At 58.5% G+C, this 18,831-nt stretch carries 20 protein-coding genes; 12 read left to right on the forward strand and 8 right to left on the reverse strand.

Features of this window, described 5'->3' with window-relative positions:
* The first annotated feature begins 237 nt into the window (after positions 1–237).
* From N8A98_RS01285 to N8A98_RS01305, 5 genes are all read left to right on the forward strand, one after another.
* Positions 238–627 carry a hypothetical protein gene (locus N8A98_RS01285; protein WP_262165881.1) on the forward strand — a complete coding sequence of 130 codons (390 nt, stop codon included), beginning with the start codon at positions 238–240 and terminating at the stop codon, positions 625–627.
* A gap of 131 nt (positions 628–758) precedes the next feature.
* Positions 759–1,229 (forward strand): YegJ family protein, encoded by a 471-nt coding sequence (locus tag N8A98_RS01290; RefSeq protein ID WP_262165882.1) that lies wholly within the window; start codon positions 759–761, stop codon positions 1,227–1,229.
* Between the two features lie 71 nt (positions 1,230–1,300).
* Positions 1,301–1,615, forward strand: coding sequence for an I78 family peptidase inhibitor (locus N8A98_RS01295; protein WP_262165884.1), 315 nt, complete (start codon positions 1,301–1,303; stop codon positions 1,613–1,615).
* A gap of 594 nt (positions 1,616–2,209) precedes the next feature.
* Positions 2,210–3,277: a PLP-dependent cysteine synthase family protein gene (locus N8A98_RS01300; protein WP_262165146.1), complete on the forward strand. Its 1,068-nt coding sequence runs from the start codon at positions 2,210–2,212 to the stop codon at positions 3,275–3,277.
* 121 nt (positions 3,278–3,398) lie between these two features.
* The gene (locus N8A98_RS01305) at positions 3,399–3,779 is read left to right on the forward strand and encodes a DUF983 domain-containing protein (protein ID WP_262165148.1); all 381 of its coding nucleotides are present in this window, start codon (positions 3,399–3,401) and stop codon (positions 3,777–3,779) included.
* 137 nt (positions 3,780–3,916) lie between these two features.
* Here N8A98_RS01305 and N8A98_RS01310 read toward each other — a convergent pair whose 3' ends face one another.
* The 3 genes from N8A98_RS01310 to N8A98_RS01320 are packed head-to-tail and all read right to left on the reverse strand — an operon-like array spanning position 3,917 to position 6,988.
* A complete protein-coding gene (locus tag N8A98_RS01310; protein ID WP_262165149.1) occupies positions 3,917–5,467 on the reverse strand; it encodes a tripartite tricarboxylate transporter permease in 1,551 nt (516 codons plus the stop codon).
* A 3-nt stretch (positions 5,468–5,470) separates the two neighbouring features.
* Positions 5,471–5,983, reverse strand: coding sequence for a tripartite tricarboxylate transporter TctB family protein (locus tag N8A98_RS01315; RefSeq protein WP_262165151.1), 513 nt, complete (start codon positions 5,981–5,983; stop codon positions 5,471–5,473).
* Positions 5,984–6,019: 36 nt separating this feature from the next.
* Positions 6,020–6,988, reverse strand: coding sequence for a tripartite tricarboxylate transporter substrate binding protein (locus N8A98_RS01320; RefSeq protein ID WP_262165153.1), 969 nt, complete (start codon positions 6,986–6,988; stop codon positions 6,020–6,022).
* Between the two features lie 345 nt (positions 6,989–7,333).
* Here N8A98_RS01320 and N8A98_RS01325 point away from each other — a divergent pair, with 345 nt between their 5' ends.
* From N8A98_RS01325 to N8A98_RS01340, 4 genes are all read left to right on the forward strand, one after another.
* A complete protein-coding gene (locus N8A98_RS01325; protein ID WP_262165154.1) occupies positions 7,334–8,269 on the forward strand; it encodes a dihydrodipicolinate synthase family protein in 936 nt (311 codons plus the stop codon).
* A gap of 69 nt (positions 8,270–8,338) precedes the next feature.
* Positions 8,339–9,334 (forward strand): dihydroxyacetone kinase subunit DhaK, encoded by a 996-nt coding sequence (locus N8A98_RS01330; RefSeq protein ID WP_262165918.1) that lies wholly within the window; start codon positions 8,339–8,341, stop codon positions 9,332–9,334.
* Positions 9,335–9,337: 3 nt separating this feature from the next.
* Positions 9,338–9,979: a DAK2 domain-containing protein gene (locus N8A98_RS01335; RefSeq protein ID WP_262165156.1), complete on the forward strand. Its 642-nt coding sequence runs from the start codon at positions 9,338–9,340 to the stop codon at positions 9,977–9,979.
* Between the two features lie 83 nt (positions 9,980–10,062).
* The gene (locus N8A98_RS01340; RefSeq protein WP_262165158.1) at positions 10,063–10,860 is read left to right on the forward strand and encodes an IclR family transcriptional regulator; all 798 of its coding nucleotides are present in this window, start codon (positions 10,063–10,065) and stop codon (positions 10,858–10,860) included.
* A 70-nt stretch (positions 10,861–10,930) separates the two neighbouring features.
* On the opposite strand, the gene N8A98_RS01345 is transcribed toward N8A98_RS01340, so the two are convergent.
* From N8A98_RS01345 to N8A98_RS01355, 3 genes are read right to left on the reverse strand one after another with little or no spacing between them, the layout of a single operon-like run.
* Positions 10,931–11,608, reverse strand: coding sequence for an RraA family protein (locus N8A98_RS01345; protein WP_262165159.1), 678 nt, complete (start codon positions 11,606–11,608; stop codon positions 10,931–10,933).
* Positions 11,609–12,343 (reverse strand): FadR/GntR family transcriptional regulator, encoded by a 735-nt coding sequence (locus N8A98_RS01350; RefSeq protein WP_113121547.1) that lies wholly within the window; start codon positions 12,341–12,343, stop codon positions 11,609–11,611.
* Entirely contained in the window at positions 12,337–13,155 is an 819-nt protein-coding gene (locus N8A98_RS01355; RefSeq protein WP_262165163.1) for an SDR family oxidoreductase, read from the reverse strand. Before N8A98_RS01355 ends, N8A98_RS01350 begins: the two co-directional genes overlap by 7 nt.
* Positions 13,156–13,345: 190 nt before the next feature.
* On the opposite strand from N8A98_RS01355, the gene N8A98_RS01360 reads away from it, so the two are divergent.
* The gene (locus N8A98_RS01360; RefSeq protein WP_262165165.1) at positions 13,346–13,642 is read left to right on the forward strand and encodes a hypothetical protein; all 297 of its coding nucleotides are present in this window, start codon (positions 13,346–13,348) and stop codon (positions 13,640–13,642) included.
* Positions 13,632–14,222, forward strand: a complete 591-nt coding sequence (locus tag N8A98_RS01365; protein WP_262165166.1) for a type II toxin-antitoxin system VapC family toxin — start codon at positions 13,632–13,634, stop codon at positions 14,220–14,222. Before N8A98_RS01360 ends, N8A98_RS01365 begins: the two co-directional genes overlap by 11 nt.
* Here N8A98_RS01365 and N8A98_RS01370 read toward each other — a convergent pair.
* Positions 14,189–16,420 carry a putative bifunctional diguanylate cyclase/phosphodiesterase gene (locus N8A98_RS01370; RefSeq protein WP_262165168.1) on the reverse strand — a complete coding sequence of 744 codons (2,232 nt, stop codon included), beginning with the start codon at positions 16,418–16,420 and terminating at the stop codon, positions 14,189–14,191. The genes N8A98_RS01365 and N8A98_RS01370 overlap by 34 nt on opposite strands.
* Before the next feature lie 456 nt (positions 16,421–16,876).
* Here N8A98_RS01370 and N8A98_RS01375 point away from each other — a divergent pair, with 456 nt between their 5' ends.
* Complete coding sequence (locus N8A98_RS01375; RefSeq protein ID WP_113121535.1) at positions 16,877–17,761, forward strand: 6TM ABC transporter family protein; 885 nt, start codon at positions 16,877–16,879, stop codon at positions 17,759–17,761.
* A gap of 249 nt (positions 17,762–18,010) precedes the next feature.
* Here N8A98_RS01375 and N8A98_RS01380 read toward each other — a convergent pair whose 3' ends face one another.
* Positions 18,011–18,697 (reverse strand): DUF2270 domain-containing protein, encoded by a 687-nt coding sequence (locus N8A98_RS01380; RefSeq protein WP_262165171.1) that lies wholly within the window; start codon positions 18,695–18,697, stop codon positions 18,011–18,013.
* Between the last annotated feature and the right edge of the window lie 134 nt (positions 18,698–18,831).

Below are 18,831 nucleotides of genomic sequence, written 5' to 3' on the forward strand. Positions count from 1 at the left end.
GTTTGGACGCCTGTATCCCCACCGACGCTCAACGGGAGGGCAAGAGGGCTCTGGCACTCTCCCTAAGCCCTTGGGGAAAGGCCTTTGGGTTCAATAGCGGAAATCGGAAAGACTCACCAGCGGCGGCTGGGGAAACCTCAAAGCTGTGCAGTCTGAGTCAGGTCATGTGGCGGATTGATCCTTCACCTGGGCCAGACGCAATGTTATGTCCCAATCCTCTCTTCAGAAAGGCGTATCGTGAACCGAGTGCTCTCCGTGATTGCCGTTTATGTTGCCCTTGCCAGCGCCAGCTACGCGGTTGGGCCTTCCTACGAGAACAAAGCTCTGGGATTTCGGCTCAGTACATTTCCTCAGAGTGAAAATATCACAATCTGCACCCAGGACGGTGGGGATTGCCTGACCTTCCTTCCCGTAGGTGACGGCAAAACCTATACGGAAGAAACCGGCAAGTGCACGTTGGTCATGGAGCACTTCCGCTATGATTTTGCGGACGGCAAAACCGACGATGAATTCATGCTGACACTGGCCGGTCAGGTGATCCAGGTCGTCGAGGGCGACGATGCCTGCCAGCTCCCGCAAGAGTCTCCGGCGCAAATGCGCAGCCTTACGGGCACATACATTTCCTGAGCCCCTTAGTGCTCTGAAATGCCCACCGGCACCAGAGCGACCGCTCGTTGTTCCGAATCCGTGGGCTGTCCGGCTGTCGTATTTTTGGAACAATCTCCTGTTCCTTATCTCTCGCCCGAGGAGGATTACTTATGTTCGCCAAGCCCATCACCGCGCTCGTATTCGCTTTCGCCCTTGCCACCCCGGCCTTGGCCGAGGATCAGGTTGTCGATGTCCCTAGGGACGATGCGCAGATGAATGCGGCAATGGATAAGGCGCGCGCCGCGTTGCCCGAGTTCTGGGCGCGCTTTGCCGACCCTGCCGCTAATGAGGCGGATTTTTCCCTCAAGCTAGGCATTTCAGACAATGTCGGCACCGAGCATTTCTGGTGCGGCGAGATCGAGGGCGATGCCAAGGCCGCTACCTGCGTCATCGCCAACGAGCCGGTCAATGTCCATACCGTAGCCTATGGCGAGCGCGTCGCAGTTGATCCCGAGATTATTTCGGACTGGCTCTATTATCGCGATGGCAAGATCGTGGGTGGGGAAACCATCCGCGTGCTTCTGCCCCGTCTCGAAAAGAAGGAAGCTGCGGCCATGCGTGCTCTATTGGCCGAACCGTGAGCGCCCTAACGCCACAGGCCGCAAATTGGCCTTTATCTGCCGATGATGTAGGTCGCGGATAGGAGTTGTCGATGTCTTTCCGACTTCAAACAAGCGCAGCGCTCGCAATCGCCACGATCCTTGTAGGATGCTCCAACACTACCCCGCCTGTCGCTCAGCTACCACCGCTAACGGACTGTGGGGCCTCCGAACTTCAGGATCAGGTCGGCCAGCCTGTGAGGGGGGCCTCAGCATCCGACGCCACAGTGGATGGCATTCCCGTAAGGTCGAAAGGGGACGTGCGAGTCATTGCTCCCGGTCAGGCCGTGATCCAAAACTACAGCGAAGATCGTTTGAACCTCGAAACAGATGCTTCCGGTAATTTGGTGCGTGCGAGCTGCGGTTGAACACCTTGGCAGATTGGCCAAATGGCTCGATCGCCATGCGGCAAGATCTGGCACGGACCCCGAAGCGGCTATCCGTTTGTCTTCTAAAATATACATTCCCAATAATAAAGGGATGAGCGGTGCATGTCGCTCAGGGCCTTGCAAATAGTGCCCGTTTCCAACGTGCGGCATGATGAAACCAATGATCTGTTAGAGCGCTCACGTGCCGGTGGCCGTAGTGCAGCTGCCCAATCTTCACGAAGGCGGCCGAGCAGAGAGCATTCCAAGGTACCGCCCGGCGCTGTTAGCTGCTGCGTTGCAACATCGAGAGTCAACCGGACCTCTCATCGTCTAACGATGATTGACCTCAAAACGGATGGGCATTTCGACAGGGCGCGCAGTCGGCCCGGCGGCCATCTGAAAATGATACGTCCACCATTGATATTTGCATTCGCACCGCTGCCCCTGATCCGCTCGGTCAAAGGAGCCATCATTGAACGCTGAGTGGGACGAGAATGCACCGGTTCTGCTCGGTCGGGGCGTGACGCATTAAGATTTCTGAACCTGGCGGTTAATAAACAGCGTAGGTTTCGCTCAGCTCCGGAGGAAAGCACGATGAGCACCAGGACGAGTGAAGGACGCGGACGCCTCTACGACAGCATCTTGGATACGGTGGGCAATACGCCGGTAATCCGCATTAACAATTTGGGCGTCGACAACACCACGATTTACGTCAAGGCCGAGTTCTTCAATCCGGCAGCTTCCGTTAAGGACCGCTTGGCACTCGCCATAATCGAGCAGGCCGAGCAGTCCGGCGCGCTGCAACCCGGCCAGACCGTCATCGAGGCGACCAGCGGCAATACCGGCATCGGTCTTGCCACGGTTTGTGCTCAGAAGGGCTATCCTCTCGTTGTAACAATGGCCGACAGTTTCTCTGTCGAACGACGAAAGCTCATGCGCATGCTGGGCGCCAGGGTGGTGTTGACGCCCCGCGCTCAGAAGGGTTTCGGCATGTACAAGAAAGCTGTCGAGCTTGCGGAAGCCAATGGATGGTTCCTTGCCCACCAGTTCGAGACTTCCGCCAATGCTGACATCCATGAGGCCACGACTGGTCGTGAGATCATCGCCGACTTCATGGAGCAGCGGCTGGATTACTTCGTCACCGGGTATGGCACAGGCGGCACCGTGACTGGCGTTGCAAGAGTCCTACGGCGCGAAAGGCCGGAAACCAGGATCATTCTGTCCGAGCCTGCGAACGCCCAGCTTATCGCCAGCGGTGACGTCCAACAGCGCCTTGAGGATGGCGCCCCGTCGATGAGCCATCCAGCATTCCAGCCTCACCCCATTCAGGGTTGGACACCCGACTTCATTCCATTGGTCCTCCAGGAGGCCATCAACAAATCCTACTACGATGAACTAGTGCCCGTAGCGGGTCCTGATGGCATCAAGTGGGCCCAGGAACTTGCTCGCAAGGAAGGTATTTTCACGGGCATTTCCGGCGGGGCCACGTTTGCTGTTGCTCGGCAGGTCGCGGCGCGGGCGCCCGCGGGATCGGTTATCCTATGTATGCTCCCCGATACCGGCGAGCGCTACATTACTACGCCGCTGTTCGAGGGAATTGGAGAGGACATGAACGAAGAGGAAGTGGCTCTCTCAATGTCAACGTCAGGATACCAGCTCTAGCGAAATCGATAGCCAGTTCTTTCCTTGCTCTTCGGCCAACGCCGGAGGGCAAGCTCTTGCTCAGGCAAACCTGCAGCCATACGGCGACGCACTACGTTAAGTGGGCAATGGAGCATCCGTCATGAGCAGCGATCCGCAATCTTCAAGCCCTGTTTGGCCGTCCATCTGGAGGGGAATTAAATGCAAGTGTCCACGATGTGGCAGAGGTTGGCTCTTTCACCACTACATCGAGCAGGTGGACTATTGTTCGGTCTGCAATGAACCCTTGGCCGCTTACAAGGTCGGGCTCTTTTTGCCGCTCATCGTGATAACCGTCATGGTTCATATCCTGGGCTTCGTGATGTTGGAGATGGAGCTCAGTGGTCGGGGCAGCCCCTTGATCTATCTGTATGTTCTTGTGCCGTTATCCGTTGTCGTGCCCCTCGCGATACTTCCGTCTTCAAAGGGCGGGATCATCGGACTGCTCTGGGCAAAGGGCTGGAGCGATGAGCAGGACCGATGATGCTGCCGATTGCGGTGGCTCATAAACGCGGCGTCGCCAAAGGTGACGTCCTACTCGTCAAGCTCACTACCATGATCGTAGCAATATCCACCGATTCTCAGCGGCGCAGTCTCGAGGGCGGGCCGGATGGAGCTCGGTCACGGGTCAGCGCGTCCGAGCGGTTTAGCTCTACCTAGTGCCATAGGCAGCGCCTGTGATTTGCGTTCCGCTCGCTCGATCATTGTGCGACGTATCGTACCGAAGATCGCCAATCCCCAGATGATGATCGTTGCCGCACCCAGCACACCAGCGATTGGACGGCCGAAGAAGCCAGCGAAATTGCCGCTGGTGATAATCATGGATGTCGTAAAGTTCGTCTCTACCAACGGTCCCAACACGATACCCAAAATGATTGGCGCGATGGCGAACTGCCGCCGCTCAAGGACATAGGCGACAATCCCCAGCACCAACATTATGCCGACCCCAAACATGGTGTTGTTGATGGAGAATGAGCCAACGATACAAAAGAGCAGGATGGCCGCGTTTAGAAGCGCCCTTGGCACTTCGAAGATCCAGCGCGCGGTACGGGCGGCCACGTAGCCAAGCGGCAGCATGAGGATATTGGCGATGACGAAGACCAGCATCACGGCATAGAAGTTTTCCGGATGCACCGTGAGCAATTGCGGGCCGGGATCCAGTCCCTTCATCACCAGCACGCCAACGGCGATGGCCGTCACCGCGTCGCCCGGAATGCCAAAGACCATGGCCGGAATCCACGAGGCGCTTAGGGCCGCGTTATTGGTTGCGCCAGCTTCGACAAGCCCTTCGGGATGGCCCTTGCCAAAGAGTTCGGGGGTCTTGGAGGTCTTTTTGGCCAGGGTATAGGTGACCCAAGCGGCCAGGTCGCCACCCACGCCGGGCAGGGCGCCGATCAGGCTGCCGATGATTGAGCCGCGGATCTGGTTCTTGCGATATTTCCAGAGCACCTTGAGCGTGCCCTTGAATGGGTTGCGGGAATTATCCTGGATGATAGCCGGGGCGCCGGTGCGGCCGGCCCGCATAATCTCGGCCAGCGCGAACATTCCGATCATCGCCGGGATGAAACTGATACCGCCGGCCAACTCGGTCAATCCAAAGGTGAAGCGCTGCGATCCCATCAATGGATCCAGCCCCACCTGGGCAATGAACAGGCCGAGCAGTAGCGACAGTGCGCCTTTGGCCATGCCACCCGAGGAGATGAGTGCGGCGCAAGACAGGCCAAGCACTGCCAGCCAGAAATACTCAAAACTGGAGAAGCCCAGCGCAAACTTGGCCAAGGCCGGCGCAGTGAACATTAGGAAAACGAAGCCGAAAAGGCCACCCAGTACCGAACCGATGACGCCAATGCCGATGGCAAGGCCCGCCTGGCCCTTTTGCGCCATACGGTAACTGTCTTCCACATAGGCGGCCGACGCCGGCGTGCCTGGAATGCGCAGCAGGGTGCCAGGCAAGTCGCCGGCAGTGATCGCCATGGCGGTGCAGGAAATGATGGCGGCAATGGCCGGAATGGGCGCCATATAGAAGGTGACAGGCACCAGCAGAGCTGTCGCCATGGTGGCGGTCAGGCCGGGCAGGGCGCCGACGAAGAGACCGAAAATGGCCGAGCCGGTAATGACAAGCAAGGTCTCGACATTGAAGACCAGCCCGAAGGCTTGCAGAAAGGCGTCCATGACTTACCCCAAAATTCCACGGGGCAAAGGCACCCGGAAGCCATAAGCAAACATGGCATAGATCGCGATTGCGGCCAGCGGACTGAAGACCAGCGCCGAGGGCAGCTTGCCCCCGCTCAACAGCACAATTGCGAAGGTGAAGAGAAGGCCGGTAATGAGGAAACCCAGCAACGGCATCAAGAGAATGCTAGCCAGTACGCATCCCAAAGTGCCCAAAACGAAGGGGCTGAAGAAATTGGGTGGCGCATAGAGCACCGCCTGTTCGCCCGACGACTCTTCGGGCAGCAGCGGCGCATCCTCGTCAGGCGTCAAAAGCCAGCCTTGGACGGTCAGAACCAAGCCAAAAAAGGCCATGGCACCGCCGGTGATAGTGGGAAACAGGCCGGGGCCCACAGGCAAACCAGGCATGGCGTGAATGGATAGCGCTTGGCTCAGAATGAATAGGCCGCCAAGAGTGAAGGCGGCGCCCAGGGCAATGTCGGGATAGTTTCTTGCTTTCAACGGACCCTCCTCCATGAGGTAGTCCCCCGGCCACCGGCCGGGGTTAGGCGATTATTGTGCGGTGATACCGGCGGTCGAGATGGCCGTGGCGAAGGCCTCACCGCGGGTCTTGAGATAATTCTCGAAATCGGCACCACCTTCCCAGACGACACCGTAGTTGCGGCCGTCCATGAAGGTTGCGAACTCTTCGCTGTTCACGATTTCGTCGAGCGCAGTCGAGAGCTTTGCCACGACGTCTTCCGGCATGCCCTTGGGCCCGCCTAGGCCGCGCCAGCCTGCGATCGAGAATTCAAGGCCAAGCGCGTCGGTGATCGGGGGAACATTGGGCTGCTTGGGATTGACCTCATTGCCCAGAAACCCGAGCGCACGGATTTCACCGGCATCAACCAGCGATTGCGCTTCGGGGAACTGGGAGACGGCAACGTCAATGGCGCCGGAGGCCAGCAATTGCAGCGAGGGCGTTGCTCCATCGGTGGGCACCCAGAATGCCTTGTCGGCGGGGGCGCCGAGCAGTTGCACCAAGCTCACCCACGACAAGTGGTTGAGGCCCCCGAAATTGGCGCCGCTGGCTTTGACGGCCGCAGGGTCCGCTTTCACCGCCTCGGCCAAATCCTGCATGCTCTGGTACGGCGAGTCAGCACGCACGAAGATGGCGGATGGATCGGCGTTGAACAGGCCGATCAGGGTGAAATCCTCATAGGTCATGTCGGCCGAACCAACAGCCTTGTACATGGACAATTCGGTAGTGATGATGCCCAGCGTATAGCCGTCCGGATTGGCCGCCTTGATGGCTTCGTGGCCGACGATGCCGCCACCCCCGGTCCGATTGTTGACGGTGATCGGCTGACCCAGCTTTTCCTCAAGCATAGTGGCGATGATGCGCCCGGTGGCGTCGGTGCCGCCGCCAGCGGCCCATGGAATGATCAGTTCGATCGGGCGATCTGGATATTGCGCCATGGCGGAACCGGCCATCATCAGCGTTGCAGCTAATGCCGCTGCGAGCGTTTTGACTGTCTTCATTTAACGTCCTCCCTTGAGGCCGGCTCGTTCGCCGGCGGCTTATGCGATCAAACCGTATCGCAAAATTACATACCACAATGTGGAAGTAGCATGGAGTGCGGCGTGAGACAACCGCTGTAGAGACGGCATTCTGAAAGTGGCTTTACCGTCAGTAGTCCGGTTTATCGGGCGGTTGCATTGACATCTCGCCGGACCTGCACGTAAAACGATATAGGAATTGTATTCCACAATATGGAATTGATGCTCACGTGGGCGCCGTATTGATGAGCAGCGCCTGAAATGCAGACAGACCGATTTTCGGGTCCGCTTTCTCGTAACAGAGCGGCCCATAACTGGAGGAAAGATATGACGAATCCAATCGCCCAGCAGGTGCGCCAGACGCTCACCGGCATCCTGCCCCCGCTGTCGATGCCCTTTGACGAAAATGGCAATCTCGTCAAAGGCGCGCTCAAAGCGCAGGTCGATTTCATGATCGAATCTGGCGTGCGCGCCGTTGTTGTTGGCGGCTCGACCGGTGAGGGGCACACGCTCTCCAACAGCGAATTTGTGGAGGCCATGACAGAAGCCTATGAGGCCACCGCCGGCCGCGTGCCTTTCGTTGCCGGCCTGATCGTGCAATCGACACGCGAGGCCATCGACCGGGTCAAGGCGCTGGGCGATATGGAGATCGCCGCGCTGCAGGTGACCCCGGTCCACTACCTTTTCAAGCCGGGTTTGGAAGCCACGATCGAGCACTTCCGCGCTATCTACGAAGAAACCAAGGTCCCGGTTCTGATCTACAACGTCATTCCCTGGAACTATCTCAGCGTCGACGACATGCTGGCGATCATGGATGCCGTGCCGGGCGTTGTGGGTATGAAGCAGTCTTCGGGTGATCTCAAGTCCGTCTCCGACCTGATCCTGCGCGCCAAACCGGAAAACCTCATTCTGTCGGGCATCGACGCTCTGCTCTATCCAGCTTTCTCGCTGGGCGCCCACGGCGCCATCAGCGCGCTGACCTGTGCTGTGCCCGGCGTGACGGTCAAGCTCTACAATGCCGTAGAGGCCAAGGATTACGAGGCCGCCAAGGATATCCACTTCCGCCTCAACGCGCTGTGGAATGCCATGCGTCATGACAATCTGCCGGCCTGCGTGAAATATGTGCAGCACCGCCAGGGTCTGCCTATGTTCCATCCGCGCGCACCAATGGAGCGGGTCAGCGACGCGCAGAAGAAAAAGATCGACGCTGCGCTTGGCCCGGTTCTCGAATTGGTCACGATACGCGCCCGTTCGGCCGCCTAAGTCTGCATCTACCGGCCGCGGAGCTGAACGCGGCCGGTCCCGCCCCGTAGAACACCCTGGGAGGACGAACTGAAAAAGCTGATCAACGATCCCGCCAACTATGTTGATGAAATGCTGGACGGGCTGTGCCTGGCCCACCCGGGGCTGGTTCGCGTTGGCAGCGATCGCCGCGCTATCGCGCGTAACACCGCCATTCGCCAGGGTAAGGTCGGGATAGTTTCGGGGGGCGGTTCGGGCCATCTGCCCTTGTTCACCGGCTATGTCGGCGAGGGACTGCTCGACGCCTGCGCTATTGGTAATGTGTTTGAAGGGCCAACCATCAATTCCTGCCAGGACGCCATCGCGGCCGCCAACGGCGGTGCAGGCGTACTCTGCCTGTTTGGCAATTATGGTGGCGACAGGATGAATTTCGAAATGGCCAGCGAATTCGCTGCCATGGATAATATCGAAATCCGCACCGTGCTGGGTACCGACGACATTGCCAGCGCCGCGCCACAGGAAGCGCACAAGCGCCGCGGCGTTGCCGGCCTGATCTTTGCCTACAAAACCGCCGGTGCCTTGGCCGAACAGGGCGCTGATCTGGACGCCGTCGCGGCCATCGCGCAGAAGACCGTCGATCGCACTAGGACTATTGGCGTGGCACTGTCGTCCTGCCAGATCCCAGGCGCGGCAGTCCCCAATGTCACCATTGCCGATGATGAGATCGAAATGGGTATGGGCATTCATGGAGAGCCCGGCATCTGGCGCAAGAAAGTCCGTCCAGCGGACGAATTGGTTGACGAAATGATCGCGATGCTGCTGGCGGAGAGACCCCAAGGCGCCAGCCGTGTATCCATCTTGGTCAATAGTCTTGGCTCTACGCCCTTCGAGGAGCTCTTCATTCTCTACCGCCGCGCAGCCCGGCAATTGGATGCGGTGGGTTTGTCTGTGGCGCGGCCCTTGATCGGCCCTTACGTCACCTCGATGGAAATGGGTGGGGCGTCCATCAGCCTCTGTTTCCTCGATGACGAAATCGAAACCTTGCTGGCCGCTCCGGCCGATTGTCCCTTCTGGCGGGTGGATTGAACCATGGCTATGACGCAGGAAACCCTCGCGACGGCTCTTGAACGGGCCAATACCCGCATGGACACGCTCGCCGACGTTCTCAATGCCGCAGATGCCAAATTGGGTGACGGCGATACCGGCACCATGCTGGCACGTCTCATTGCAACATTCGCCGCTGTGGACGTGCGCGCGACACCAGATCTTGGCACCGCTTTCATGGCTTTGGCCAAGGCCGGCGCCGCATCCACGGGATCGAGCCTGGGCACGCTGGTCATCACGGCGATGATGACGGCTGGCAAGGCGAGTGCCAGCCAATCGGCGCTGGGCTGGGACCGCCTGGGCCCGCTGTTGGCAGCCATCCGCGACGCGGCCATGGCGCGCGGCAAGGCCGAACTCGGTGCCAAGACCATTGTCGACGGGCTTGACGCCTTGGCGAAGAGCCTTGCCGGTGAGGAGGACCCCGCCACTATAGCTCAGATCGCGGACAGAACGATGCGGGCCGTGCTCGAAGATTTTCGCCCGCGTCCCTGCACCATGGGTCGTGCCCGAATGTTCGCCGACAGGAGCCGAGGCCTCGATGATCCGGGCATGCTGGCGCTGGCCGAATTGGTCTGGGCGGTGATAGGGCATGAGGACGCGCGTCATGCCGGCACCGCGTTCGCTTGAGGTGAGCGGACAAGTGAATTATGGGATGAACAACCTGTCGCAGGCAGCGCCGGCGGTTCCATTAAAGTTCTGAGGCCCAAGCAATGACCGATCCCGTCGACGCTGCCGCTCCGGCCAAACCCGTTCGCAGCGACGAAAGCCTCAAATCGCTGACCAAGGTGTCGCGTGTTCTCGAGTGCTTCACAACCAGCCGCCGCTCGCTGAGCCTGGCGGAAATCTGCACCAAAACCGGCTATCCGCGCTCCACCACCCATCGCCTTTTGGCCGCGATGCGCGAGGTCGGGTTCATCGAGCAGGACCGTGAACGCGACTTTTATCGTCTCGGATTGCGTCTCTTCGAATTGGGCAATGTCGTGCTGGCAAATCTGGAATTGCATCGCGAGGGCCGCGCCATCGTCGATGCGCTGCACCGGTTGACGGGCAAGCCCGTGCATCTGGCGGTGTTCGACGGCCTGAACGCCGTCGTTATTCAGCGCACCGAGACCGAGCCCATGCTGTCCAACACGATGGTAGAAAATTCGCCGGCCTATTGCACCAGCGTCGGCAAGGCCATCCTGGCCTTTCAGCCGCCGGAAATTGTCCAGCGTGTCATCAATGCTGGCCTGCAGCGTTTCACTGAAACCACCATTACCGATGCGGTCGCGCTTGAGGCCGAGCTCGAGACCGTGCGTCAGCGGGGCTTTGCCATCGACAATGGTGAACACCAGCCGGGCCTGCGTTGCGTCGGCGCACCGATCCGCGACCAGTCCGGCGCAATTTTTGCCGGCATCAGCGTCAGTGCGCCGGCCTGGCAATTGCCCATGACCGAAGTGGATGAACTCAACAAAGTGGTAATTTACCACGCCAACCTCATTTCCCAGAGGTTGGGCTACATACGCTGATTGCAGCATCGCCCCGCTCCTCCTCGAGTGGCTGGATGGTGTAGGCCGACCTTTGGGGCCGGCTTTTTCGTCAGGCGGGACCGGCAACCCCCACCGGCCAAATGTCGCGCAGGTTCTCGCCAGCCAAGATGCGCGTGCGGCAGCGAATTTCGGCCTCGCCATTAGCATCTGCCGCGTCGGCAATGACGCTCACCAGATCGGCCGGAATAACCACTACGCCGGTAACGTCGGCAAAGATCACATCGCCGGGCCGTACTTTGACGCCGTCAATGTCCAGTTCGACCTGGTAATGTGCCGGCTCCATGCGGCCCGACACGCCCACCGGGCTCATGCCCTTGGCAAAGAGCGGGTAGTCGAGCTTGCGTACCTCGGCCAGGTCGCGCACCGTGCCATTGACCACAGTTGCCGCTGCGCCCTTGGTCTTGGCTCCGCTCGACATCAATTCACCCGTGCCCGACCCCTCGGCACAGGAGGAATCCACCAGTAGAATGCCGCCCTTGACCACGGCATCGATAGCCCCATGATAGATATCTTGCGGCTGGCCGATGCGGGTGCTGGGTTCGTACCGCACGGTCGAAACCGGGCCGCAGATCACCTGTCCGGGATGCAGCACACCGAACTGGCTGATGCCCTTGAGATAGCCATAGGGGCCGCGGCCATCGAGCACGTCGTGGATGTCGCCCGAATACCATTTCGACAGGCGCTTGATCGCCGCCCAGTCGGTTTGGTTGTAGTCGTATGCGGCCATTTAGCTGTTCCGTCCCTGCTGTTTTGCGGCGCTGATCGCCTGTTGGAGATAGATGGTGGAATTATCGATGTGCTCGCGCATCAGCGCGCGGCTGGCCTCGACATCGCCCTTAGAAATGGCGGCATGGATCGCCTCATGTTCGGCGACACCTTCGGCCTGGGTCTTGCTGGCTTGCCGGCTGGTCAGCCGGATCACGTCGGTGATGAGGGCATAGAGATTGCCATAGACCGTCGAGAGGATTTCATTGCCCAGCGATTGCACCAGCGCTCGATGGAAATCCGCATCGGATTGAGCGTATTGAGCAAAGTCCTTGGCAGCGGCGAGATCGGTCAATGCCCTGGTGACATCGTCCGACAGCGCGCCTTCACCCGCCGCCAGCCGCCCCACCGCTTCCAGCTCGAACATGCGGCGCACGTCCATTAGTTGCACCAGATAGTCCGCGTCCTTGGCAAAAAGGCTGCGTACGGTTGTGGCAAGCGAGCCGAGGAATTGTCCGACATCATCGCGCACCACCTCGGCACGTTCGCCATGACGGCGGCGCACCAGTCCCTTGGTTTCAAGGATTTGCAGACCCTCGCGCACCGATCGCGTTGAGATGGCGAACTGCCGAGCGATTTCGGCTTCCGAGGGCAGGCGAGCGCCAACCTTGAGTTCACCCGACAGGATCTGCGCCTCAATGGCTGAGACCACCGAGACATAAAGCCGGTCGCGATCGGATGGAGATGGAGTCACCACGCGGTAAAGCCCCCGTCGACTACAACGTTGGAGCCGGTCATGTAGGAGGAGGCGTCAGAGGCGAGGAACTGGATGACCCCGTTATATTCACTCTTCTCCGCTTGGCGGCGCATCGGCACCCGCTCGAGAAAATTATCGACGAACTCCTTATCGAAGCTGCCGGTCTTGACCCCGCCAAACGAGATAAGGTTACAGCGCACGTTCTTTTCCGCCCAATACGTAGCGACGTAGCGCGTTAGGTTCACCAGCCCCGATTTAGACGCGGCATAGGACACAGCCTTGATGAAGGGGACACCGTCTCGCTTTTCGCGATAGGCATAGAGCGCCTGATTGGGCGATACGATGCCGTAGATCGAACCGACATTGATGATGCTGCCACGGCCCGCTTCAGCCATCTTAGTGCCAATAACCTGGCTGCACAGCATCACACCGGTCAGGTTCACATCGATGATGTCGTCCCAGAACTTTTGCGGATAGGTCTCGAAGGGGCCATTCTGTTCGGCGCCGCCATCGGGCTTGGAATCGATGCCGGCATTGTTGACCAGGATATGCGGTACGCCCCAATCGGTGATCAACTTGTTGGTTGCCACCTCCAGGGCTGCTTTGTCTGAAACACTCGCTTCATAGACACGAATGCAATTCTGCAGTCCCGGGAACAATTCATCGAGATTTTCCTGGGTGACAGGCCGACGGCTAAAGATGGCGACCTTGGCGCCAGCCTGGGCAAGTGAGCTGGCAAACTCTCGCCCCAGCTGCCCCAGTCCTCCGGTTACGACAGCGATCTTTCCTTTGACAGTAAACAGGTCAGACAAAGCTACCCAGCCTCCACTTATGACATAAGTCATATGTCATAAGGTAGGCAGCGGCAATTGGCAATTGTTCGATGCTAATTTTTCAAGTCTCGCGACCAAGCGAGAACCTGATTTCTCGAGGTCCACCGGCTACCGAGACTTGTTTTAATGTTCAACATAATCTATGTTCTGTTCAACAAAGGAAATCCTGATGGCTGCGCAAACACAAACGGCTGCAGATCGCGAAGCAAAAGTCGCGTCGACCCGCAATAGGCTCGTACTCGAGCAGGCGAAAGCCGCCGGCCTCCTCGGCACCGCGAAGAATACCCGGCTTTCGGGGCGCGTGCCCTCCGAGCTGATAGAGGCGGCCAAGAAGCGCGCTCATGTCACCTCGGACACGGAGCTGTTGGAACTGGCGCTGTCGCGCCTGGCCCTCGAAGATGACTTTGGCGCCCGCTTGGTCGGACGCAAGGGCAGCATCCCGGCGGACATAGATCTTGGGGTTTGATCTTTCCGAAACCCTCCGATCACTCAAGCCGCAAAAGTACACCGGAACGCTGGAGCGCAGGGCCGACGACGATCTCCCATGGGCTGTTGACGAACCCACGATTGGGGGACCGCTGTTTTTGGATACGAGCGTCTATTTGGATGTCCTGCAGGGGCGATCGCCGGTTGAAGTCGACGCGCTGCTGACCTACCGCCGATGCCACCATTCCGCTGTTTGCCTTTCAGCGCTCACTCATACCTTTGGCCGGCTCGACCCAAGGCATGCCTCTACGAAAGCTGTCCTCGCGACATTAGCGGCTACGGTAGAGGACATTCCGGACCACCGCCTCCATGCCCCCGATTCAGCGATCTGGGGACTGGCCGGTATGTTGGCTGGCTTGCTCTTCCGGCTGAGCAATCTGCCCAAGGGGGAGGGATACGAGCGCCGCTTCGCTAATGACGCGCTGGTGTTCCTGCAGGCGCGTCAGTTAGGGGCCAGCGTGCTGACCGGCAACGTCCGCGATTTTGATTTCCTAAACCAGATTCTGCCGGCGGGACGGATCATCCTCTATCGAGCTCCGCCGAGACGGCGGTCATCATGACCGTCGCGGTCGGCTCTCCTAGACGGCAACCAACGCTGGAGCATAAGCTCAAGTTTCTCGGGTGTGAGCGGGCGCGACAACAGGAAACCCTGCAACTGGTTACAACCCATTTCGCTCAAGAGTTCGCGTTGATCTTCGGTTTCCACCCCTTCCGCGGCCACCACGATCCGCATTGCACGTCCCAGATCAATAATGGAGCGTACGATACTGTCGATCTCTTCGTTTTGACCCAGTTGCGCTGTGAAAGAGCGGTCAATTTTGAGCTTGTCCACCCCGTGATTGCGCAGATAGGTAATTGAGGAATAGCCCGTCCCAAAGTCGTCCAGCGCTACCCTGATGCCTTTAGCACGCAAGAGCATCAACGTGGATTGGACTACGGGCGAGTTCTGAAGCAGTAGACCCTCAGTGACTTCAATTTCCAGCCTCTTAGGCGGGAGCCCCGTTTCAGCAAGAAGATTGAAAACTCTTCTGGCAAAATGCTCGTCACGGAACTGAATAGGTGAGACATTGACGGCGACCCACGGCACCGAGGATGAGGCGGCAAAGCGGCAGGCCTCCCGCATTACCCACATACCCAACTGATCGATCAGCCCGCGTTCTTCCGCTAACTCGATGAACTCTGCCGGAGACATCCTGCCGCGGCTGGGGTGTTGCCAGCGGACTAAAGCCTCTACGCCCGCGATTTCGCCGGCGCGGGTGTCCAGGAGCGGTTGATAAACTAGGTGTAAGCCTTCACCGGTGTTCAAGGCTTCACGCAGGTCCGTTTCAAGCAACCGCTTGTCGCGCACAGCCTCGCCGAGATTGTCCGCAAAAAGCTCGAACTTACCCCGCCCTCCAGCCTTGGCCTCATACAAGGCGATATCGGCATGACGCATCAGGTCTTCGGCTTGCGTCGCCATGTTCGAGGTAACAACGACACCAACACTGGCGCCGACATGAACTTGGCCTCCGTTCAGGTCGAACGCCAACGCCAGGGAATCGACGATTTTTTGACTTAGCGCGAGAGCTTCAGACGTATCGGCTACCGCGAATTGGATAATCGCAAACTCGTCGCCCCCCAGCCGTGCAACCGTATCAATATCATCCACCAGGTCTGTTAGGCGGGATGCTGCTTTGCGGATTAGATCGTCGCCGGCAGGATGTCCCAAGGTGTCATTGACGTGCTTGAAGCGGTCCAGATCAATGAAATGGAGCGCTAGTTTAGAGCCGTTTCTACGCATGTTGGCCAGCGCCTGTTCGAGCCGATCCTCGAATAATGCACGATTGGGTATCTTGGTAAGTGCGTCGTGAAAGGCCAGAAACGAGGCATGCGCTTTGCTGTTCTCGAGTTGAACTGACGTGCGCTGGAGCCGGCGCAGTAATAGGAAGACCGCCAACGCGGCCAGCGTCACGCCAGCTGCAACTGCGGGTCCCGTTTCTCTGATTAGCTGGTAGGCAGGTTCATCCGGGGTCCATGTAAAAAAGCCAACAATGCGCCCGTCCGCTGATAGAACGGGCGAGGCGATACGATCGCCGTCAGACCGGGCGACACGCTCAAAGGCGAGTTCGTTCACCTCAAATTTCTCGCTGATCGCCGCAGTCACCGAGCCATCAATGAAGCGGATCGAAATGTGCAGGTACTCTGTCCCTGAGGTTTGCGGTACTGCGTCGGTACTTGGAACGATGGGCCGCACGCTAACAATCGCGGGAGTACCATCGCCCAGCACCGCGAAATCTTCCTCGCCCATTCCGGTCACAGCTTCAGTTGAATTCGCCAATCCCTTCGAGGCTAAGGCCATTTGCGCCCTCAGGGCGCCAACAAGAGGAGCGATTGCGGCTTGGTCCGTCTCGAACATTGCTGGACTGACCAGTTTGCCATTCGCAACAGCACGAACGAGGCGGTTATCTGAATCAAGAATGTAAACCCGGTTGTGGCCGAAGTACTCGCTCATCCACTCGGCCAAATTCTCAGCGATCCATGCTTCATCGTTGGAGCGCAAATTCGTAACGGCATCGTCCCAGATGGCGGAACTGTCCTGCTCGATTGGCAGACGTTCGGCAATTTCTTCAAGCCCTGTCTGCACCGCCCGTGTTTCCCGGGCCATCGAACGGTCATCTATACGCGACGCTGCCCACCATCCGAAGGAGCCAAGCACGATGACTAACGCGGCAGCGAGGACGAGTGAGAGGGAGGTAATTTGCTTTGATAGCGAGGGCATTCAACGCTCGGCGTGAAACTAGCCAAATTGAACGTAAGCCCTAACCCTTCATAATTCGTGTGCCTGTCGGAGCAAACTCGTACGCAGCCTTAATCGCCTGTCTTCGCACGGTGAGCGCCGCATCGGCTCGGGCGATACCAGGTACCAGGGCCGCTTCGCGGGGATCGTTGTGCCTGCCATTGTCGGGGCGGACTGACTTGAAGCGCTCTTAAGTCATCTGCGACCCCATCGACGGGGAGCAATCGGCGCCGGTCGGTTGGAGCAATTGAAAATGCTGCTCCTAAACCACGGAACAAAATCACCCCAACACTGGTTGATTGGCACCACTCACAAAAATTGGACAGGCAAATGAACTCGATCATCTATCTCGTCGGCCTCGTCGTGATCGTAATGGCAATCCTCTCGTTTATCGGCCTCGCCTGAACGTTTCGAATAAGCAACACGGAGGAAGACACAATGGCACTTGATGCACCGGCGGGGATAACCGTCGTCGAAAACGCAGAAGCCACCAGGGACCAGTCATCTTATGTCGACTGGCCAGCCATCATTGCTGGCATTCTCTTGGCCTCTGCCATCTCCATCGTTCTTATTAGTTTCGGCTCGGCAGTGGGGCTAAATTTTCTGGACTTCAATGCCCGCGAGGGCGCGTCTCCGATTTTCATCGGAATTGCCGCCGCAACCTGGTTTCTTTGGGTGCAAGTTTCGAGCTTCATGGCAGGCGGCTATTTGACCGGCCGCCTGCGCCGCCGTTATTTTGATGCTACCGAGGCAGAAAGTGACCTACGAGACGGCGCGCATGGCTTGCTTGTCTGGGCGGGCGCAGCAGTCCTGGGAGCGGTTATCGCCATTGGCGGAATTGGAGCTGCAGGCAGCGCATTAGGCTCCGCCGCTTCGACAGTAACGGAAGCGGCCTCCAATGCCGCCGAAGGCAGTGTGGATCCTAACGCATACTTCGTCGACACCCTTTTCCGATCGGATCAGCCGGTAGAGGCAAATGTAGCGCGAGACGAAGCAGGTCGCATTTTTGCACAAGCCGCGCTTGGTGATGGCACACTGACTGACGACGACCGCACCTACCTGGCCAATATTGTTGCAGCGAATACAGGCCTGACCCCTGAGGAAGCAACGACACGCGTCGATCAGGTTATCGCGTCAATCGAGGCCGCTCGCCAGGAGGCTCTAGAGGCCGCACGTATCGCAAGAAATACGGGCATTATCGCGGCATTCCTGCTTGCTGCCTCGCTTCTCGTGTCCGCAATCGGGGCCTACTGGGCAGCGCAAAAAGGTGGCAATCACCGCGATGAAGGCACTCTTTTCGTTGAAGTCTTCCGTCGGTTCTAAAAAGGAAAAAACCTATGTTACGAGGAATTGGCCTGTGGCTTTTAGGTGTGCCGATCTGGTTGATCATCATCATCATATTCTTCATCAACTAGCGGCGATCTAAACCAAAATTGAGCTTATAAGGGCCCCTTTCACAAGTGGGCCCTTCTTGCTCCAGTGGCCAGCATAGGCAGCGTAAAATACCCGCGTCGGTCGGGCTTGATGGAATATGACGCTGGCATTGCCACGTTTTTAAAATGTCGCTCGGACTTAGACGTGAACCTCGTCCCCGCCGCGGTCCTTGCCCCGCAGACAGGCGATGCCAAGCGCCGCATAGAAAACAAGTACCAGGCCAATGACTAGCCATCCAGGCAACGGTCCAATAGCGGCGTGCCCAAGCATGGCCGCCAGAGGTCGCGCAGGATCAAGATGCGCCCCTGCCTGCAGGTCAGGAGATGCAATCTTGACAATCCAGGCGCAAAGCAAAATCAAAAACATCCAGATGTAGTTGCGGCGCAGGCGGCGGCGGAGCGCCAGCATCAGGGTAATCCTGAACTTGGGGTGGCGAAGATCCTGCGCCAGCATGACCAGCCAGGGCTCGGGACCACCACCTTGAGTATCAGCTGCAAAAAACTGACCGAAATAGTGGCGTTCAAACTGCCGAATCCGCATGCGGTAAACATCGTAAAAGCGGTACCGCCTTGCTTCAACGAACAACAGCAACAGGATAATGACCATTCCGAACAAAGCGAGCCCATGATGGGCGGACGGGGTCGAGAGCGAAACCGATAGGAGCGCCGCCACAACGGTGATCGACCAATTGCTGGTGAGATCGAGCCGAGCCCGCCAGGCGTTCATCCGCGTCATTTCGGCCCGATAATAGTGTGTCATCACCGTTGCGGCTTCTGACGAGCTGGTCGGCAGTGTCGGTGCCACTATGGAGGCGGGTTCGTCCATTGGTTGCATCTCGTTTCCGGTCGGCACTTGTCGCGCCGGCCCATGAGCTTTGAAGGGAAGCGCGGCTTCTGCCAAAGGTTGCACCACGGATCGACCGGACGACGAAAAATATTCTTTGAGCGGTCTATGCAAAA

Origin of the sequence: Devosia neptuniae (genome assembly GCF_025452235.1) — a bacterium.
GTDB lineage: Bacteria > Pseudomonadota > Alphaproteobacteria > Rhizobiales > Devosiaceae > Devosia.

Excerpts from the sequence above, each read along its gene's own strand:
- N8A98_RS01290 (WP_262165882.1), top strand. The coding sequence starts at position 759 with ATGTTCGCCAAGCCCATCACCGCGCTCGTATTCGCTTTCGCCCTTGCC.
- N8A98_RS01295 (WP_262165884.1), top strand. The coding sequence starts at position 1,301 with ATGTCTTTCCGACTTCAAACAAGCGCAGCGCTCGCAATCGCCACGATC.
- N8A98_RS01300 (WP_262165146.1), top strand. The coding sequence starts at position 2,210 with ATGAGCACCAGGACGAGTGAAGGACGCGGACGCCTCTACGACAGCATC.
- N8A98_RS01305 (WP_262165148.1), top strand. The coding sequence starts at position 3,399 with ATGAGCAGCGATCCGCAATCTTCAAGCCCTGTTTGGCCGTCCATCTGG.
- N8A98_RS01310 (WP_262165149.1), bottom strand. The coding sequence starts at position 5,467 with ATGGACGCCTTTCTGCAAGCCTTCGGGCTGGTCTTCAATGTCGAGACC.
- N8A98_RS01315 (WP_262165151.1), bottom strand. The coding sequence starts at position 5,983 with ATGGAGGAGGGTCCGTTGAAAGCAAGAAACTATCCCGACATTGCCCTG.
- N8A98_RS01320 (WP_262165153.1), bottom strand. The coding sequence starts at position 6,988 with ATGAAGACAGTCAAAACGCTCGCAGCGGCATTAGCTGCAACGCTGATG.
- N8A98_RS01325 (WP_262165154.1), top strand. The coding sequence starts at position 7,334 with ATGACGAATCCAATCGCCCAGCAGGTGCGCCAGACGCTCACCGGCATC.
- N8A98_RS01335 (WP_262165156.1), top strand. The coding sequence starts at position 9,338 with ATGGCTATGACGCAGGAAACCCTCGCGACGGCTCTTGAACGGGCCAAT.
- N8A98_RS01340 (WP_262165158.1), top strand. The coding sequence starts at position 10,063 with ATGACCGATCCCGTCGACGCTGCCGCTCCGGCCAAACCCGTTCGCAGC.
- N8A98_RS01345 (WP_262165159.1), bottom strand. The coding sequence starts at position 11,608 with ATGGCCGCATACGACTACAACCAAACCGACTGGGCGGCGATCAAGCGC.
- N8A98_RS01360 (WP_262165165.1), top strand. The coding sequence starts at position 13,346 with ATGGCTGCGCAAACACAAACGGCTGCAGATCGCGAAGCAAAAGTCGCG.
- N8A98_RS01370 (WP_262165168.1), bottom strand. The coding sequence starts at position 16,420 with ATGCCCTCGCTATCAAAGCAAATTACCTCCCTCTCACTCGTCCTCGCT.
- N8A98_RS01375 (WP_113121535.1), top strand. The coding sequence starts at position 16,877 with ATGGCACTTGATGCACCGGCGGGGATAACCGTCGTCGAAAACGCAGAA.
- N8A98_RS01380 (WP_262165171.1), bottom strand. The coding sequence starts at position 18,697 with ATGGACGAACCCGCCTCCATAGTGGCACCGACACTGCCGACCAGCTCG.